This is a genomic window from Modestobacter sp. SYSU DS0511 (genome assembly GCF_054050755.1).
Genome location: NZ_JBJGZY010000015.1, coordinates 1 through 14,838 on the forward strand (window position 1 = coordinate 1; position 14,838 = coordinate 14,838).

Consider the following 14,838-nt stretch of genomic DNA (forward strand, 5'->3'; position numbering starts at 1 on the left):
CGTGGTCTGCCCACCCCGGGTGGGCAGACCACGACTGTCCACGGGAGGACTCCCGGGTCAGCCGCCGATCCCGCGCGCCCGCGCGGCGGTGACCACCAGGTCGACGACGGCGTCGTGCGGGAGCTCGGTGCTGTCCACGACCAGGTGGTAGTGCCGGGCGTCGGCCGGATCGCACCGGTAGAAATGCCGGACGTAGGCGGTGCGGGCGGCGTCGGCGGCGTCCCGCTCGCGGCGCACCTCGTCCTCGGGCAGGCCCAGGTGCGCCACCGCGGCGGCCAGCCGCCGGTCCGGGTGCCCGTCCAGCCGCACGTGCAGCACGTCGGGCCGGCCCCGCAACACCATCGCCGCCGCCCGGCCCAGCACCACGCCCCCGGCGCCGTCGGCGATCTCGCCCAGCACCCACTCGGTCTGCACCCGGTAGGCGCGTTCGTCGGGCAGCGACGAGGTGGGCAGCACCCCGCCCACCGGGTCCGGCATGGTGCCCAGCGAGCTGACCAGCCGCCACAGGCCCCGGGTGACGGTCTCGTCGTTGGCCTCCGCCTCGGCGATCGGCACCCCCAGCCGACCGGCGACCTGGGCCGGGATCACCCGGTCGTGGAACGCCAGCCCGAGCCGCTCGGCGACGGCGGGGGCGATCTCGGCCCCACCCGCGCCGAACGACGCCGACACCGTCACGACGCCCATGCGTCCTCCTCCGTGTCGTCGGTCGGCTCGGCACCCGGCAGCTCCTTGCCGAGGAAGACCGCCTCCGGCGAGTCGGCGTACATGCCGTACCCCGCGACCGGCGTGTAGCCGTGCCGCGCGTACAGCGCGAGCGCCTCGGGCTGCCGGTCCCCGGAGTTGAGCAGCAGGCGCCGGTGCCCGGCGTCGGCCGCGCTGCGTTCCAGCGCGGCGAGCACCAGGGCGGCCAGCCCCCGGCGCCGGAACGACGGCTCCACGTACATCCGCTTGAGCTCGACCGTGCCCGACTCCGCGTCGTGCACCCGCCAGCCGCCGCACGCCGCCGGCACCCCGTCGACCTCGGCGACCAGGAACAGCCCCTGCGGCGGCGAGAACTCCGCCGGGTCGACCACCGCGCCGTCCCGGCCGCCGTAGCGCACCACGTACTCCTGCTGCACCCGCTCGATCAGCTGCTGGGCCACCGGATCGGCGTAGCCCACCGTGCGCAGCCGCACCGACTGCTCAGCCGAAGTGGACATGCCCGGTCCCCTCCCCCAGGTCGGCGGCCACCTGCGCGGCGGGCACGCCGTCCACCTCGACCCCCGACGCGTCGTCGTGCACCCGGCCGACGACGGCCCAGCCCGCGGGCAGCACCGCGGTGGGCGGGAAGGTCGCCACCAGGGCGTGGTCCTCCCCGCCGGTGAGCACCCAGCCCAGCGGGTCGCCGCCCAGCGCGGCGGCCACCTGCGGCAGCGGCCCGGTGACGAAGGCGGCCAGCGCCGCGCGGTCCAGGTCGATGCCCACACCGCTGTCGGCGGCCAGGTGGCCGGCGTCGGCGAGCAGCCCGTCGCTGGTGTCGCACATCGACGTCGCCCCGGCATCGGCAGCGGCCGGGCCCGCGGCGTAGGGCGGGGTGGGACGGCGGTGCGCGGCGATCGCCGCCGCCGGCGCGCGGAAACCCCGGCGCAGCACCGCCAGCCCGCACGCCGACCAGCCCAGCCGGCCGGCGACGGCCACCACGTCACCGGGGCGGGCGCCGTCGCGGCGGACCGGCGCCCGCCCGCCCAGGTCACCCAGTGCGGTCACCGAGAGGACGACGGAGGCGGAGTCGGGGGCGCAGGCCACGGTGTCCCCGCCGACGACGGCGGCACCGAAGGGCGCGCACTCCTCGGCCATCCCGTCGGCCACGCCCTCCAGCCAGACCGCGGGGGTGTCGGCGGGGCAGGCCAGGCCGACGAGCAGGGCCGTGGGGACCGCGCCCATCGCCGCGACGTCGGCGAGGTTGGCCGCCGCCGCCTTGTGGCCGACGTCCTCGGCGGAGGACCAGTCGCGGCGGAAGTGCCGGCCCTCCACCAGGACGTCGGTGCAGGCCACGACCCGCCCGTCGGGGGCGCGCAGCACCGCGGCGTCGTCACCGGGGCCGACCTCGGCCACCCTCGCGGACCCGGACCGGGCGAGCACCCGGGCGATCACCCCGAACTCCCCGACCACGCCGACGTTGTCGGCCGGATCGGGGCGGGGCACCAGCGGCCGGGGCCGAGTCACCGGGCACCTCCGGCCGCTGGGGTACGTTGCCGGTCGGCCCGCCGATCGGCAGGCCGGAATCGCCCCCAGCCGTTGCCGACGTGGTGACGCCCGAGGAAGGTCAACCCGTGGTCCACGCCTACATCCTCATCCAGACCGAAGTCGGCAAGGCAGCCGCGGTCGCCGCGAGCATCGGCGAGATCGCCGGAGTGACCAAGGCGGAGGACGTCACGGGCCCCTACGACGTGATCGTGCGGGCCGAGGCGAACACCGTCGACGAGCTCGGCCGGCTGGTGGTGGCCCGGGTGCAGTCGGTCGACGGCATCACCCGCACGCTCACCTGCCCCGTCGTCAACATCTGAGCCACTGAGCACCGCACCGCCGCCCCCGACCGAGCCGACGCCGCCCCCGGCGCCGGCTGCCGACCCGCTGCGCCGCGCAGCGCTCATCGCGCTGGCCGTCGCGGTGCCGCTCGTGGTCGTGCTGCTGGTGCTGGTCAACGTGCTCGGCGACGACGAGCCGGACGACGACGCGGTGGCCGAGGTCACCGGCACGACGTCGGCGCCGCGGGGCGACCTGCCGCCGGTGGAGGTCGACACCCCGGAGGTGACGCCGGAGGCCGAGCTCGCCTGCCCGGTGCTGATGGACCAGCTGCCGCTGGAGCTGGCCGGGGAGACCTCGCGGATGGTGAACTCCGACTCGCTGTTCGCCCACGCCTGGGGCGACCCGGCGCAGGTGCTCGTCTGCGGCGTCGACCCGGTCACCCCCGGCCAGGCGGACACGACGGCGTTCCAGCTCAGCGGCGTCCAGTGGCTGGTCGACACCTCCGACCCCGAGGCCAACGTGTGGACGACGATCGACCGGCTCATTCCGGTGCAGGTGCGGGTGCCGGCGAGCGCCGACAGCTCGCTGCCGCAGGCGCTGAGCCCGATCATCGCGACCACGCTGCCCTACACCGACCCGGCCGACTGACCGGCCGCGTCAGCCCGCCGGCAGCTGGTCGAGCTGGTCGGCGACGACGGCGGTCAGCTCGGCCCGCGCCTCCTCCGGCGTGGTCTGCACCGAGGCCACCGAGACGGTGAACGCCCCGCGGGTGCACCAGGCGAACGCCGGGGGCCCCTCCAGCCCGTGCTCGGGCAGCGCCTCGGGCACGGCCATCAGCACGCAGTCCTCCGGGAGTCCGTCCGGCGAGCGGTCCAGGGTGCCGCCGTAGTGCTCGGCGTCGTTGCGGGCCAGGTCCTCGGCGTAGGCCGCCGCGCCGTCCGGGCCGTCGAACTGGTCGAGGAAGACGCTGGTGATCCGCGGCCCGTCGCGCCAGAACCGCTCCCACCCGCGCAGGTACCCGTACTCGCTGAGCACCTGCTGCTGCCGCTCGGCGTCCTCGCCGTACCCGGCGACGTCGTCGACGGTCTTCTCCCCCGCCGGCGGGTCCAGGTCGCCGTCGCGCACCCGGGGCAGGCCGGAGGGCACCTCGTCGACCAGCAGCCGCTCCAGCCCCCGGGCGTCGGTCGGCAGCGCCGCCACCGTGCTGCTCGCGGCCGGGCCGGTCGACGCCGCCTCGGGCTCGGCACAGCCAGCGGTGACCGCGGCGACCGCCAGCAGGACCGCCGCCAGCGCGGAGCGTGGCAGCAGCCGGGAGGTCATCCGGCGTCCAGCGCGGTGCGCACCAGCCGGTCGACCAGCTCCGGGTAGCTGACGCCGGTGGCCGCCCACATCCGCGGGAACATCGAGATCGGCGTGAACCCGGGCATCGTGTTCACCTCGTTCACCACCAGCCGGTCGGCACCGGTGTCGGGGTCGGTGGCGACGAAGAAGTCGACCCGGGCCAGCCCCCGGCAGTCCATCGCCAGGTAGGCCCGCCGGGACATCTCCTGCACCGCGGCGGTCTGCGCCGGGGTGAGGTCGGCCGGGACGTCGAACTCGACGGCGTCGTCGAGGTACTTGGCGTCGAAGTCGTACCAGTCGGTGCCCGGCCGCAGCCGGATCTCCGCCGGCAGGCTGGTGTCGGGCACCGGCGAGCCGGGCCGGGCGAGCACGCCGCACTCGATCTCCCGGCCGGGCACGGCGGCCTCCACGATCACCTTCGGGTCGACCGCGGCCGCCGTCGCGACCGCCTCGGGGAACTGCGCCCAGTCGGTGACCTTGGTGATGCCGATGCTGGAGCCGGCCCGCGAGGGCTTGACGAAGACCGGCAGCCCCAGCCGCTCCCGCGCCGCGGCGTCGAGCAGCTCCGGGTCGGCGCGCAGCGCCCCGGCGGCGTCGCGCAGCACCACGTGGTCGCCCTGGGGGATGCCGGCGGCGGAGAGGAGCTTCTTGGTGAACTCCTTGTCCATCGACGCCGCGCTGGCGAACACGCCGGAGCCCACGTAGGGCAGCCCGGACATCTCCAGCAGGCCCTGGATGGTGCCGTCCTCGCCGTAGGCGCCGTGCAGCACCGGGAAGACGACGTCGACCTCGGTCAGCCGGCCGATCGCCTGCCCGGCGTCGAGCACCGCCAGGCCCCGCCCGGCCGGGTCGCCCACCAGGGAGACCGCGGTGCCGCCGGTGACCTCGGGCAGCCGGCCGTCCTCGATGGCCAGCGCCTTGCCGTCGTGCAGCACCCACCCGCCGTCGCGGGTGATGCCGACGGGCACCACGTCGTACCGCTCCGGGTCGAGCGCGGCCAGCACGCTGCCGGCCGAGACGCAGGAGATCGCGTGCTCCGCGCTCCGCCCGCCGAACACGACCGCGACCCTCGTCTTGCCCGGCTTCCCCGTCATCGCCGCCGACCCTAGCCGAGCACTCAGCCGGCCACGGCGGGCAGCGCGGAGAGGCCGGCCTCGAGGTCGGCGACCAGGTCGGCGGTGTCCTCGATCCCGCAGGAGAAGCGCACGAAGCCCGCCGGTACGGCGTCCCCGCCCCACTGCGCCCGGCGGTCGACGGTGGTGTGGATGCCACCGAAGCTGGTGGCGGCCGCGATCAGCCGGCTGCTGCGGACGAGGTGGGCCACCGCGGCCTCGTCGGCGAGCTCGGCGGAGACCACGCCGTTGGGGCGCAGCATCTGCCGGGTCGCCAGTGCGTAGGAGGGGTCCTGCGGGCGCCACGGCCACCGGACCCCACGGACCGCCGGGTGCCCGGCCAGCAGCTCCGACAGCGCGGCGGCATTGGCCGCCTGCCGGGCCAGCCGCAGGTCCAGCGTGCCCATCGAGCGGTGCGCCAGCCAGGCCTCGAACGCCCCGGGGGTGTTGCCGGTGGTCTTGCGCCAGGCGGCGATCCGGGTGTTCAGCTCGCGGCCCCGCTCGGTGCGGGCCGTGCTCACGTGCCCGAGCAGCACGTCGCTGTGCCCGGTCAGCGCCTTGGTGTCCGAGCCGACGGTGACGTCGGCGCCCAGGGCGAGCGGGCGCTGCCCGATCGGGCTGGCCGTGGTGTTGTCGACCACCAGCACCGCCCCCGACGCCTGGGTGGCCGCCGCGACGGCGGCGATGTCGCAGACGTCCAGCTGCGGGTTGCTGGGCGTCTCCAGCAGCACCAGCCGGGCGCCGTCGAGGTCCCCGCGGGCGGCGACGTCGGCGATCTCCAGGGTGGGCACCAGCTCCACCTGCACACCGAACCGGGCCAGCTCGTCGCGGGCCAGCACCCGGGTGGCGTAGTAGCCGTCCGAGGGCAGCACGACCCGGTCACCGGGGGCGACCAGCGCGAGGACGGCGGAGCTGATCGCCGCCATCCCCGTGGCGAAGGACAGGCAGTCACCGCCGTCCAGCTCGCCGACCGCGCGCTCGAAGACCCGCAGCGTCGGGTTGTCCGGGCGGGCGTAGCCGTCGGCGCCCTGCCAGCCGGGGGCCTCGTCGCCCAGGTGGTACGGCGCGGCGAACACCGGCGACGGACGGAGGGGGGTGCCCGGCACCGGGGGCTCGTCGCCGGCGTGCACCAGCCGGGTGCCGTCGCCGAGCCCGGTGGGCAGGTCAGGGATGGTCACGGGGAGTCCTCTCCGGGTGGCGGGCGACCCGGCGGGGTCTACTCGGGCTTCGCCTCGCGGGACATCATCTCCCGCACCATCCGGCCCGCCGACTCGCCCTCGTGGCACACCCGGACGACGGCCTCGGTGATCGGCACGTCGACCCCGTGCGCGCGGGCCAGGTCGAGCACCGACCGGCAGCTCTTGACCCCCTCGGCGGTCTGCCGGGTGATCTGCTCGACCTCCGCGACCGACATCCCCTGGCCCAGGTGCTCGCCGAACGTGCGGTTGCGCGACAGCGGGGAGGAGCAGGTGGCGACCAGGTCACCGAGCCCGGCCAGCCCGGCGAAGGTGGCGGCGTCGGCGCCGAGCGCCAGACCCAGGCGGGTGGTCTCGGCCAGCCCGCGGGTGATCAGCGAGGCCCGGGTGTTGTCGCCGTAGCCCAGCCCCTCGGCGATGCCGCAGGCCAGCGCGATGACGTTCTTCACCGCGCCGCCGAGCTCGCAGCCCACCAGGTCGGCGTTGGTGTACGGGCGGAAGTACCGGGTGTGGCAGGCAGCCTGCAGCGCCGCCGCGCGGGCGGTGTCCGCGCAGGCGATCACCGTGGCCGAGGGCTGCTCCTCGGCGATCTCCCGGGCCAGGTTGGGCCCCGACAGCGCGGCCACCCGGTCGGCGCCGGCGCCGGTGACCTCGCAGATCACCTCGCTCATCCGCTTGGTGGTGCCCAGCTCCACGCCCTTCATCAGCGACAGCAGCGTGGCCTCCGGCGGCAGCAGCGGCACCAGGGCGGTCAGGTTCTGCCGCAGCGTCTGGCTGGGCACGGCCAGCACGACGACGTCGGCGCCGTCGAGCGCCTCCTCGGGGTCGCCGGTGGCCCGCACCGCGTCGGGCAGGCGCACCCCCGGCAGGTACTCGGCGTTCTCCCGGGTGCCGGCGATCGCCTCGGCCAGCTCCGGCCGCCGGGCGTGCAGCGTCACCGCGCAGCCGGCGTCGGCCAGCACCTTGGCGAAGGTCGTGCCCCAGGAACCGGCGCCGAGCACCGCGACCCGGGTCACGCCGCGTTCCCGGGCAGCGCGCGCCCGGCCGGGCGGGGGGCGAAGGCGGTCGGCGGGGTCTGGCCGCGCACCTCGCCGAGCTCGTCGCGGACCCGGGTCATGACCAGGTCGGTGACCTCGCGCAGCAGCTCCGGGCTCAGCGCCCGGCCGGCGCGGACCGCGGCCCGCTGCGCGGCGAGGTCGACCGGCTCCCCCACCCGGTACTCCACCGGGGTCCGCAGCCGCAGGTGCAGCTTCCGGGCGTGGTAGTCGTGCACCCGCTGCGGCCCCCACTGGGCCACCGGCAGCACGACGGCGTCGGTGGACAGCGCCAGCCGGGCCACCCCGGTGCGCGCCTGCATCGGCCACCAGTCCGGGTCGCGGGTGACCGAGCCCTCCGGGTAGATCACCACCGCTGCACCGGCGTCCAGGGCCTGCTTCGCCGCCTGCACCGAGGAGCTGGCCGTGCCCGACCCGCGGGAGACCGGGATCTGCCCGGCGGCGCGCAGGATCGTGCCCGCCAGGCCGGAGAACAGCGCGTCCTTGGCCAGGAAGTGCGGCACCCGCCCGGCGTCCCAGACCAGCCGGGCGCAGCCCAGCGGGTCGAGCACCGAGACGTGGTTGGCCACCAGCAGCACGCCACCGGTCGGTGGGATCCGCTCGACGTGCCGGTACCGCAGCCGGAACAGCAGGGACGCCGCCGGGTAGACGACGAGCACGCAGAGCCAGAGCGCGAACGGCACCGGCCCGCGGGTCGTCCGCCGCGGCGGCCGGGTGCCGCCCGCCCAGCGGTCCGGGGACCCCTCGTCCTGCGACACGTGCACCCTCCTGTCCCGGGCCGGCGCACACCGCGCTGGTGACCCAGCTCATGATCGTGCCCCCCGCCCCCCGGCGGCGCGCAAGCGGCCCCTACGCCGGGCCACCCCCGCGGTGGGTGAACCGGCCGCCGACCAGGGTGGCGAGCACCTCGGTGCGGCGCAGGCCGGCGGCGCCGTCGCGGGCCAGCACGGTGGCCGGGGGCTCGGCGACGACCACGAGGTCGGCGACGTCGCCCACCCGGACGGCGGTACGCCCGCCGCTGGCGGCGCGCAGCGCGGTCGCCAGGTCCAGGTGCTGCTCGGGGTGCCAGGCGGCCCGCTCGTCCAGCGAGCGGTGCACGGCCGCGGCGATCCCGTCCCAGGGGTCCAGCGGCGCCACCGGGGCGTCGGAGCCGAGCACCAGCTGCGCACCGGCGGCGGCCAGCGCGCCGTAGGGGAAGGCCGAGCCGGTCGTACCGGCCCAGTGCAGGTCGGCGGCGTCCCGGTCGTCCAGCGCGTGCCGCGGCTGCACGCTGGCCACCACGCCGAGCTCGGCGAAGCGGGGCAGGTCGCCCTCGGCCACCTGCTGGGCGTGCTCGATCCGCCCGCGCACGCCCGCGGCGGCGAACCCGTCCAGCGCGACGGCGGTGGCGCGGTCACCGATGGCGTGCACCGCCAGGTCCAGCCCGGCCGCGCCGGCCCGGCGCATCAGCCGCTCCAGCTCGGCCGGCTCGGTGCGCAGCACCCCGTGCGCCCCGGGTCCGGTGACCCCGGGGTAGGCGTGCGAGCAGTACGCCGTCCGGGTGCCGAGCGAGCCGTCGACGAAGACCTTCAGCGGACCCAGCCGCAGCCGGTCGGCGGACACCGGGTCGGCCACCCCGGGCAGCGGGTCGCCGCTGCGCAGGCCGGAGGCCAGCACCCCGGCCAGCCGGTCGACGTAGACCCCGGCGGCCACCCGCACCGCGGGCCCACCCGGGCGCCGGGCCGCGCGCCGCGCCCACGCGGTGACCAGGTCGTCGTACTCCAGGTCGACCACCGCGGTCACCCCGCGGGCGGCCGCCGCGTCGGTGGCCGCCAGCACCCACTCGTCGCGGACCTCCGGGCCGGCGGACTCCGCGGCGGCGTAGACCTCCATCGCCTCGTGCTCCCGGAGCACGCCGTCGGCGGCGCGCAGCCCCAGCCGCCGCACCGCGGCGCTGCTGCACCACGCGGTGTGCAGGTCCCCGCTGACCACCACCACCGGCAGACCGGGCAGGGCGGCGTCCAGCACCGCGGCGTCGGGCGGCGTGCGCCACAGCGCGTCCCGGAAGCCCTGGGCGACCACGACGGCGCCTGCCGCGGGCGGCGCGGCGGCCAGCACCGCGGCGATCTGGGCCGCCACCTGCTCCGGTGACCCGGCGGTCGAGACGTCGATCCGCCGGCGGGCCGCGGCCCACTGCTCCAGGTGCACGTGCGCGTCCTGCAGCCCGGGCAGCAGCACCGCCCCGTCGAGGTCGACGACCTCCGGCGGTGCCCCGTCACCCGGCCACCCGTCCAGTCCGGGGGTCGCAGCGGTGAGCTCGTCGGCGACCGCCACCACCCGGCCGCCGGCGACGAGCACGTCCCGGACGGCCCGCCCCAGCCGGGCGCGGCGCAGCAGCAGGCTGCTCACCCCGGCTCCCCGGCCAGCTGCGCGGCTCGGCGGGCGCGGAACACCTCCACCGGCCACGAGGTGATGCCGCCGATCCGGACGGCGGCGACCGTGCCGTCGTCGGCCCACTCGTACTCGACCCGCTCCCCTGCCGAGCCGAAGCCGGCCACCGACTCCTGGCGCAGCGTCGCCCCGTCGACGGCGGTGAGCTCCAGGTGCTCCTCGGCCGGCGCCGACGAGCCCGGGTGCAGCAGCACCAGGCGGCCGCCGAGCAGGGCCACGTCGGTCACCCCCCACAGGTTGGCGAACCGGCCGGTGAAACGCGCCAGGTCGTCGCTGGGCGCCTGCTCTGGTGCGGCCAGGGCCAGGTCGACCAGCCCGATCAAACCCCGGGCCAGCACGTCGGCCGGGCCCTCCAGGCAGTTGGTCAGCACGCTGACCACCAGCTGCGCCTGCGGGTCGAGCCACGTGCGGGTGATGTGCCCCGGGTAGCCGCCGCTGTGACCGACCAGCCGACGCTCGCCGACCGTCTTCAGGTCCATCCCGAGCCCGTACCAGCGGGCCTCCTGCCCGTGGGCGCGGATCTCCGACTCCGGCCGGCGCATCAGCCGCTTGGCCGCCTCCGGCAGCAGCCGCTCGTCGCCGGTGGCGTGCGCGGCGAAGAACGCCGACAGGTCGCGGGCGGTCGACCAGAAGCCGGTGGCGGCGGCCATCGCCCGGGTGTCGACGTGCGGGATGCGCAGCCGGGCCGGCTCGCCCTCCAGCAGCGCGGTGTGCCCGGCCGCGTACTCCGCCGCCCGCGCCGGGTCCCACTCCGGGCCGGTGTCGGCCAGCCCGAGGGGCTCCACCACCGCCCGCTGCACGTGCTCGGCGTAGCCCGCGCCCGTCACCGCCTCGATCACCAGGCCGAGCAGCGAGTAGCCGACGTTGGAGTACTTGAAGTGCTCGTTGCGCCCGAAGACCACGGCGTCCGGGCCGTCGACCAGCTCGCGCAGCCGCGGCGCGTCCGGGAAGGCGTGCAGCAGCTGCCAGAAGTCGTTGTCCCGGCCGTCGCGCAGCAGGCCGGACTGGTGCCCCAGCAGCTCCCGGACCGTGACCGCCGCGACCCCGGCGGGCAGGCCGGGCACCCAGGAGCCGACCGGGTCGTCCAGCCGCAGCCGGCCGGCCTCGACCAGTTGCAGCACCGCGGTGGCGGTGAACGTCTTGGAGTGCGAGGCGACCCGGAAGAGGTGCCGCGGCGTGAGCGGTGCACCGGCGGTCTCGTCGGCGACCCCGAGCGCGACGTCGAGGACCAGCCGGCCACCCACCCGGATCGCCGCCTGCACACCGGGCACCCGGCCCCGCCGGCGCTGGTGCTCCAGCCACGACTCCAGGTACGGCGCGGCGGCCGCGACCACGTCAGCGGTGTGGCCGGCGGTGCGGTCGGGGGTGCTGCTCATCCTCGGGCGCTCCTCGGGAGGGGACGGTGCGGCAGCAGCCCACCACACGGGCCGGTCGGCGGTCGCACGGGCGGTGTGCTGACATGGCCCGGTGCAGCAGTGGTCCGTGGTCGTGCCGGCCAAGCGGCTGGCGGCGGCCAAGACGCGGCTGACCCCGCTCACCACCGGTCTCGGCGCGGACGCCACGGCCCGGCACGAGGAGCTGGTGCTGGCGCTGCTGGCCGACACCGTCGCCGCCGCGCTGGCCGCGGACGCCGTCGCGGGGGTGCTGGTAGTCACCGACGAGCCCCGGGCCGCCGCCGTCGTCACCGCCCTGGGGGCGGCCACCGTCGGCGACGAGCCCGACCGCGGGCTCAACCCCGCGCTGGCGCACGGCTCGGCGCACGCGCGGCGCACCGGCGCAGCCGCCGTCGCGGCGCTCTCCTCCGACCTGCCGGCGCTGCGCCCGGCGGAGCTCACCGCCGCCCTCCAGGAGGCGGCGGCGCACCCGCGGGCGTTCGTCGCCGACGCCGCGGGCACCGGGACGACGCTGCTGTGCGCGGGCGCCGGCGTCGGGCTGGAGCCGCGCTTCGGGCCGGGCTCGGCCGCCGCGCACGCGGCGAGCGGCGCCGTCCCGCTCCCCGGGAGCCGGCCGGGGCTGCGCCGCGACGTCGACACGCCTGCCGACCTGCGGGCCGCCGCGCGGCTCGGGCTGGGGCCGCGGAGCACGGAACTCCTGTCGGCCACCTGCTGGTCACCTCGGTGAGGCAGGATCGACCCGTGCCTGCCGCCGACCCGACGCTGCCCGCCGACCGGTTCCTCAACCGCGAGCTCTCCTGGCTGGACTTCAACGCCCGGGTGCTCGAACTGGCCGAGGACGACAGCCTGCCGCTGCTGGAACGGGTGAAGTTCCTCTCCATCTTCGCCAGCAACCTCGACGAGTTCTTCATGGTCCGGATCGCCGGCCTCAAGCGCCGGCAGAGCACCGGGCTCACCGTCCGGTCCCCCGACGGGCTGACCATCCGCGAGCAGCTGACCCGGGTCACCGAGCGCACCCAGGACCTCATGCACCGGCACGCCGGGGTGTTCACCAAGGACGTCACCCCGCTGCTGGAGGAGCAGGGCATCCGGATCCTGCACTGGAGCGACCTCGCCGACGCCGACGCGATGCGGCTGCGCGAGTACTTCCGCGACCAGGTCTTCCCGGTGCTCACCCCGCTGGCGGTCGACCCGGCGCACCCCTTCCCGTACATCAGCGGGCTCTCGCTGAACCTGGCGGTCTCCGTCCGCGACCCGGACACCGGCGCGCCCCGGTTCGCCCGGGTGAAGGTGCCCAACAACGTGCCCCGCTTCATCCCCGTCGGGCCGGGTGGCGGGCACAACGACGACAGCACGGCGGTCTTCCTCCCGCTGGAGGACCTGATCGCCGCCCACCTGGGCCAGCTGTTCCCCGGCCTGGACGTGCTCGACCACCACCTGTTCCGGGTGACCCGCAACGCCGACCTGGAGGTCGAGGAGGACCGGGACGAGGACCTGCTGCAGGCCCTGGAGCGGGAGCTCGCCCGGCGCCGGTTCGGGCCGGCGGTGCGCCTGGAGGTCACCGCGGCGATGGACCCGCAGATCCTCGACGTGCTCGTCTCCGAGCTGGAGATCAGCCCCACCGACGTCGTCTCGGTGCCCGGCCTGCTGGACCTGGCCTCGCTGATGGAGCTCTACGACCTGGACCGGCCCGAGCTCAAGGACGAGCCGTTCGTGCCGGCCACCCACCCGCGGTTGAGCGAGGGCGAGACGCCCAAGAGCGTCTTCGCCACGCTGCGCGAGGGCGACGTGCTGGTGCACCACCCCTACGACTCCTTCGCCACCAGCGTGCAGCGGTTCATCGAGCAGGCGGCCGCCGACCCGCACGTGCTGGCGATCAAGCAGACCCTCTACCGCACCTCCGGCGACTCCCCGATCGTCTCGGCGCTGATCGAGGCGGCCCAGGCGGGCAAGCAGGTCGTCGTCCTGGTCGAGATCAAGGCGCGGTTCGACGAGGAGGCCAACATCAGCTGGGCCCGCTCGCTGGAGCGCGCCGGCTGCCACGTCGTCTACGGACTGGTGGGCCTGAAGACGCACTGCAAGACGGCGCTGGTGGTCCGGATGGAGAACGGCGTGATCCGCCGGTACTGCCACATCGGCACCGGCAACTACAACCCCAAGACCGCGCGGATCTACGAGGACATGGGCATCCTCACCGCCGACCCGCGGGTGGGCGCCGACCTCACCGACCTGTTCAACACCCTCACCGGCTACTCGCGGCAGACCACCTACCGGTCGCTGCTGGTGGCCCCCCGCGGCGTCCGGACCGGGCTGGTGGAGCGGATCCGCCGCGAGGCCCGGCACGCCGCCGAGGGACGCCCCTCGGGCATCCGGATCAAGGTGAACTCGCTGGTCGACGAGCAGATCATCGACGCGCTCTACGAGGCCTCGCTGGCCGGCGTGCCGGTCGAGCTGCTCATCCGCGGCATCTGCGCGCTGCGGCCGGGCGTCCCGGGGCTGAGCGAGAACATCCGGGTGCGCTCGATCGTCGGCCGGTTCCTGGAGCACTCGCGGGCGATCAGCTTCGTCAACGACGGGTCGCCGGAGTGGTGGATCGGCAGCGCCGACCTGATGCACCGCAACCTCGACCGCCGGGTGGAGGTGCTGCTGCGGGTCAACGACCCGGCCGCGCAGCGTCAGCTGCAGGAGGTCTTCGACCGGGCACTCGCGCCGGACGTGCGCTGCTGGGAACTGTCCGCCGACGGCGCCTGGACCCGGACCGGGGAGCGGGACCACCAGCTGGAGCTGCTCATCGGGCGGGGTGAGCACGCTGCCTGAGTCCGCCCCGCTGATCCCGGCCGCCGGCGGTGCCGTGTGGCGCTCCGGCCCCGGCGGCGTGCTCGAGACCGCCCTGGTGCACCGGCCGAAGTACGACGACTGGTCGCTGCCCAAGGGCAAGCTGGACGCCGGTGAGCACCCCCTGCTGGCCGCCGTCCGCGAGGTGGAGGAGGAGACCGGCCTGCGCACCGTCGTCGGCCGGCGCAGCGTGCAGACCCGCTACGAGCACCGGCACGGCCCCAAGCGGGTCGACTACTGGGTGATGCGCGCCGTCGGCGGGGAGTTCACGCCCAACGGGGAGGTCGACGAGCTGCGCTGGCTCCCGCTGCCCGACGCCGGCCGGCTGGTCACTCACGACCACGACCGCGCGGTGCTCCACGACCTGGCCCGCACCGACCTCCCGCGGATGCCGCAGCTGCTGCTGGTCCGGCACGCGTCGGCCGGTGAGCGCGGCGACTGGGACGGCCCGGACGACGAGCGGCCGCTGGACCGCCGGGGCCGCGGGCAGGCGGCCGCGCTGGCCGCGGTGCTGCCGGCGTTCAACCCCGTCCGGGTGCTCAGCGCCCCGCCGCTGCGCTGCCGGGAGACCGTGGCGCCGCTGGCCGAGGAGCTGGGCCTGCCGGTGGGCGAGGCGCCCGAGCTCGGCGAGGACGGCTTCAACGCCGACCCGCAGGCGGGGCTGGCCCTGGTCGAGCGGCTGCTCACCACCGACGCGCCGGACGACGGCGTGACCGTCGTCTGCAGCCAGGGCGGTGCGATCCCCTCGGTGCTGCTGTCGCTGGGGGTGCGCTGGCACGGCACGGCCGGGGCGCTGTGGCCGCCGGCGGCCAAGGGCAGCGTGTGGGCGCTCAGCGGCCGCCCCGGCAGGCTCGCCGCCGACTACTACCGCGACTTCAGCGCCGACCCGGCGGCTCCGGCGGGCCGGGCGACCGGCGCCGCCGGCCGGGTCGCCGCCGCCAGCACCTGAACGTCCCGCCCCCGCCGC

General features: G+C 76.3%; 15 protein-coding genes. 5 read left to right on the forward strand and 10 right to left on the reverse strand.

The genetic code is table 11. From position 1 onward, the window contains the following. Positions 1 to 57: 57 nt before the first annotated feature. The 3 genes from ACI783_RS09480 to ACI783_RS09490 are packed head-to-tail and all read right to left on the reverse strand — an operon-like array spanning position 58 to position 2,205. Positions 58 to 684, reverse strand: a complete 627-nt coding sequence (locus ACI783_RS09480) for a cytidylate kinase-like family protein (protein WP_457140213.1) — start codon at positions 682 to 684, stop codon at positions 58 to 60. Then, the gene (locus ACI783_RS09485) at positions 672 to 1,199 is read right to left on the reverse strand and encodes a GNAT family N-acetyltransferase (protein WP_457140214.1); all 528 of its coding nucleotides are present in this window, start codon (positions 1,197 to 1,199) and stop codon (positions 672 to 674) included. Before ACI783_RS09485 ends, ACI783_RS09480 begins: the two co-directional genes overlap by 13 nt. Continuing rightward, positions 1,183 to 2,205 (reverse strand): thiamine-phosphate kinase, encoded by a 1,023-nt coding sequence (locus ACI783_RS09490; protein ID WP_457140215.1) that lies wholly within the window; start codon positions 2,203 to 2,205, stop codon positions 1,183 to 1,185. Before ACI783_RS09490 ends, ACI783_RS09485 begins: the two co-directional genes overlap by 17 nt. A 107-nt stretch (positions 2,206 to 2,312) precedes the next feature. Here ACI783_RS09490 and ACI783_RS09495 point away from each other — a divergent pair, with 107 nt between their 5' ends. Both ACI783_RS09495 and ACI783_RS09500 read left to right on the forward strand, forming a co-directional pair. Then, complete coding sequence (locus tag ACI783_RS09495) at positions 2,313 to 2,546, forward strand: Lrp/AsnC ligand binding domain-containing protein (RefSeq protein ID WP_457140216.1); 234 nt, start codon at positions 2,313 to 2,315, stop codon at positions 2,544 to 2,546. 103 nt (positions 2,547 to 2,649) lie between these two features. Beyond that, complete coding sequence (locus ACI783_RS09500; protein ID WP_457140217.1) at positions 2,650 to 3,156, forward strand: DUF3515 family protein; 507 nt, start codon at positions 2,650 to 2,652, stop codon at positions 3,154 to 3,156. Between the two features lie 9 nt (positions 3,157 to 3,165). Here the strand turns inward: ACI783_RS09500 and ACI783_RS09505 are convergent, their stop codons facing one another. The 7 genes from ACI783_RS09505 to ACI783_RS09535 all read right to left on the reverse strand — a co-directional run bounded on the left by ACI783_RS09505 (position 3,166) and on the right by ACI783_RS09535 (position 11,018). Beyond that, on the reverse strand, positions 3,166 to 3,828 hold the full coding sequence (locus tag ACI783_RS09505) for a hypothetical protein (protein ID WP_457140218.1): 663 nt from the start codon (positions 3,826 to 3,828) through the stop codon (positions 3,166 to 3,168). Further along, the gene (locus ACI783_RS09510) at positions 3,825 to 4,943 is read right to left on the reverse strand and encodes a D-alanine--D-alanine ligase family protein (protein WP_457140219.1); all 1,119 of its coding nucleotides are present in this window, start codon (positions 4,941 to 4,943) and stop codon (positions 3,825 to 3,827) included. Before ACI783_RS09510 ends, ACI783_RS09505 begins: the two co-directional genes overlap by 4 nt. 23 nt (positions 4,944 to 4,966) lie before the next feature. Continuing rightward, entirely contained in the window at positions 4,967 to 6,139 is a 1,173-nt protein-coding gene (locus ACI783_RS09515; protein ID WP_457140220.1) for a cystathionine gamma-lyase, read from the reverse strand. A 38-nt stretch (positions 6,140 to 6,177) separates the two neighbouring features. Further along, on the reverse strand, positions 6,178 to 7,173 hold the full coding sequence (locus ACI783_RS09520) for an NAD(P)H-dependent glycerol-3-phosphate dehydrogenase (protein WP_457140221.1): 996 nt from the start codon (positions 7,171 to 7,173) through the stop codon (positions 6,178 to 6,180). Next, positions 7,170 to 7,970 carry a lysophospholipid acyltransferase family protein gene (locus ACI783_RS09525; RefSeq protein WP_457140222.1) on the reverse strand — a complete coding sequence of 267 codons (801 nt, stop codon included), beginning with the start codon at positions 7,968 to 7,970 and terminating at the stop codon, positions 7,170 to 7,172. Before ACI783_RS09525 ends, ACI783_RS09520 begins: the two co-directional genes overlap by 4 nt. A gap of 91 nt (positions 7,971 to 8,061) precedes the next feature. Then, positions 8,062 to 9,600, reverse strand: a complete 1,539-nt coding sequence (locus ACI783_RS09530) for an amidohydrolase (RefSeq protein WP_457140223.1) — start codon at positions 9,598 to 9,600, stop codon at positions 8,062 to 8,064. Then, the gene (locus ACI783_RS09535) at positions 9,597 to 11,018 is read right to left on the reverse strand and encodes a serine hydrolase domain-containing protein (protein ID WP_457140224.1); all 1,422 of its coding nucleotides are present in this window, start codon (positions 11,016 to 11,018) and stop codon (positions 9,597 to 9,599) included. Before ACI783_RS09535 ends, ACI783_RS09530 begins: the two co-directional genes overlap by 4 nt. Positions 11,019 to 11,109: 91 nt before the next feature. Between ACI783_RS09535 and cofC the strand changes: the two genes are divergently transcribed. The 3 genes from cofC to ACI783_RS09550 are packed head-to-tail and all read left to right on the forward strand — an operon-like array spanning position 11,110 to position 14,820. Further along, positions 11,110 to 11,763, forward strand: a complete 654-nt coding sequence (gene cofC / locus ACI783_RS09540; protein ID WP_457140225.1) for a 2-phospho-L-lactate guanylyltransferase — start codon at positions 11,110 to 11,112, stop codon at positions 11,761 to 11,763. Positions 11,764 to 11,777: 14 nt separating this feature from the next. Further along, positions 11,778 to 13,853: an RNA degradosome polyphosphate kinase gene (locus tag ACI783_RS09545; protein WP_457140226.1), complete on the forward strand. Its 2,076-nt coding sequence runs from the start codon at positions 11,778 to 11,780 to the stop codon at positions 13,851 to 13,853. Beyond that, entirely contained in the window at positions 13,837 to 14,820 is a 984-nt protein-coding gene (locus ACI783_RS09550) for an NUDIX hydrolase (protein ID WP_457140227.1), read from the forward strand. Before ACI783_RS09545 ends, ACI783_RS09550 begins: the two co-directional genes overlap by 17 nt. Positions 14,821 to 14,838 lie beyond the last annotated feature (18 nt).

Excerpts from the sequence above, each read along its gene's own strand:
- ACI783_RS09480 (WP_457140213.1), bottom strand. The coding sequence starts at position 684 with ATGGGCGTCGTGACGGTGTCGGCGTCGTTCGGCGCGGGTGGGGCCGAG.
- ACI783_RS09485 (WP_457140214.1), bottom strand. The coding sequence starts at position 1,199 with ATGTCCACTTCGGCTGAGCAGTCGGTGCGGCTGCGCACGGTGGGCTAC.
- ACI783_RS09505 (WP_457140218.1), bottom strand. The coding sequence starts at position 3,828 with ATGACCTCCCGGCTGCTGCCACGCTCCGCGCTGGCGGCGGTCCTGCTG.
- ACI783_RS09510 (WP_457140219.1), bottom strand. The coding sequence starts at position 4,943 with ATGACGGGGAAGCCGGGCAAGACGAGGGTCGCGGTCGTGTTCGGCGGG.
- ACI783_RS09535 (WP_457140224.1), bottom strand. The coding sequence starts at position 11,018 with ATGAGCAGCACCCCCGACCGCACCGCCGGCCACACCGCTGACGTGGTC.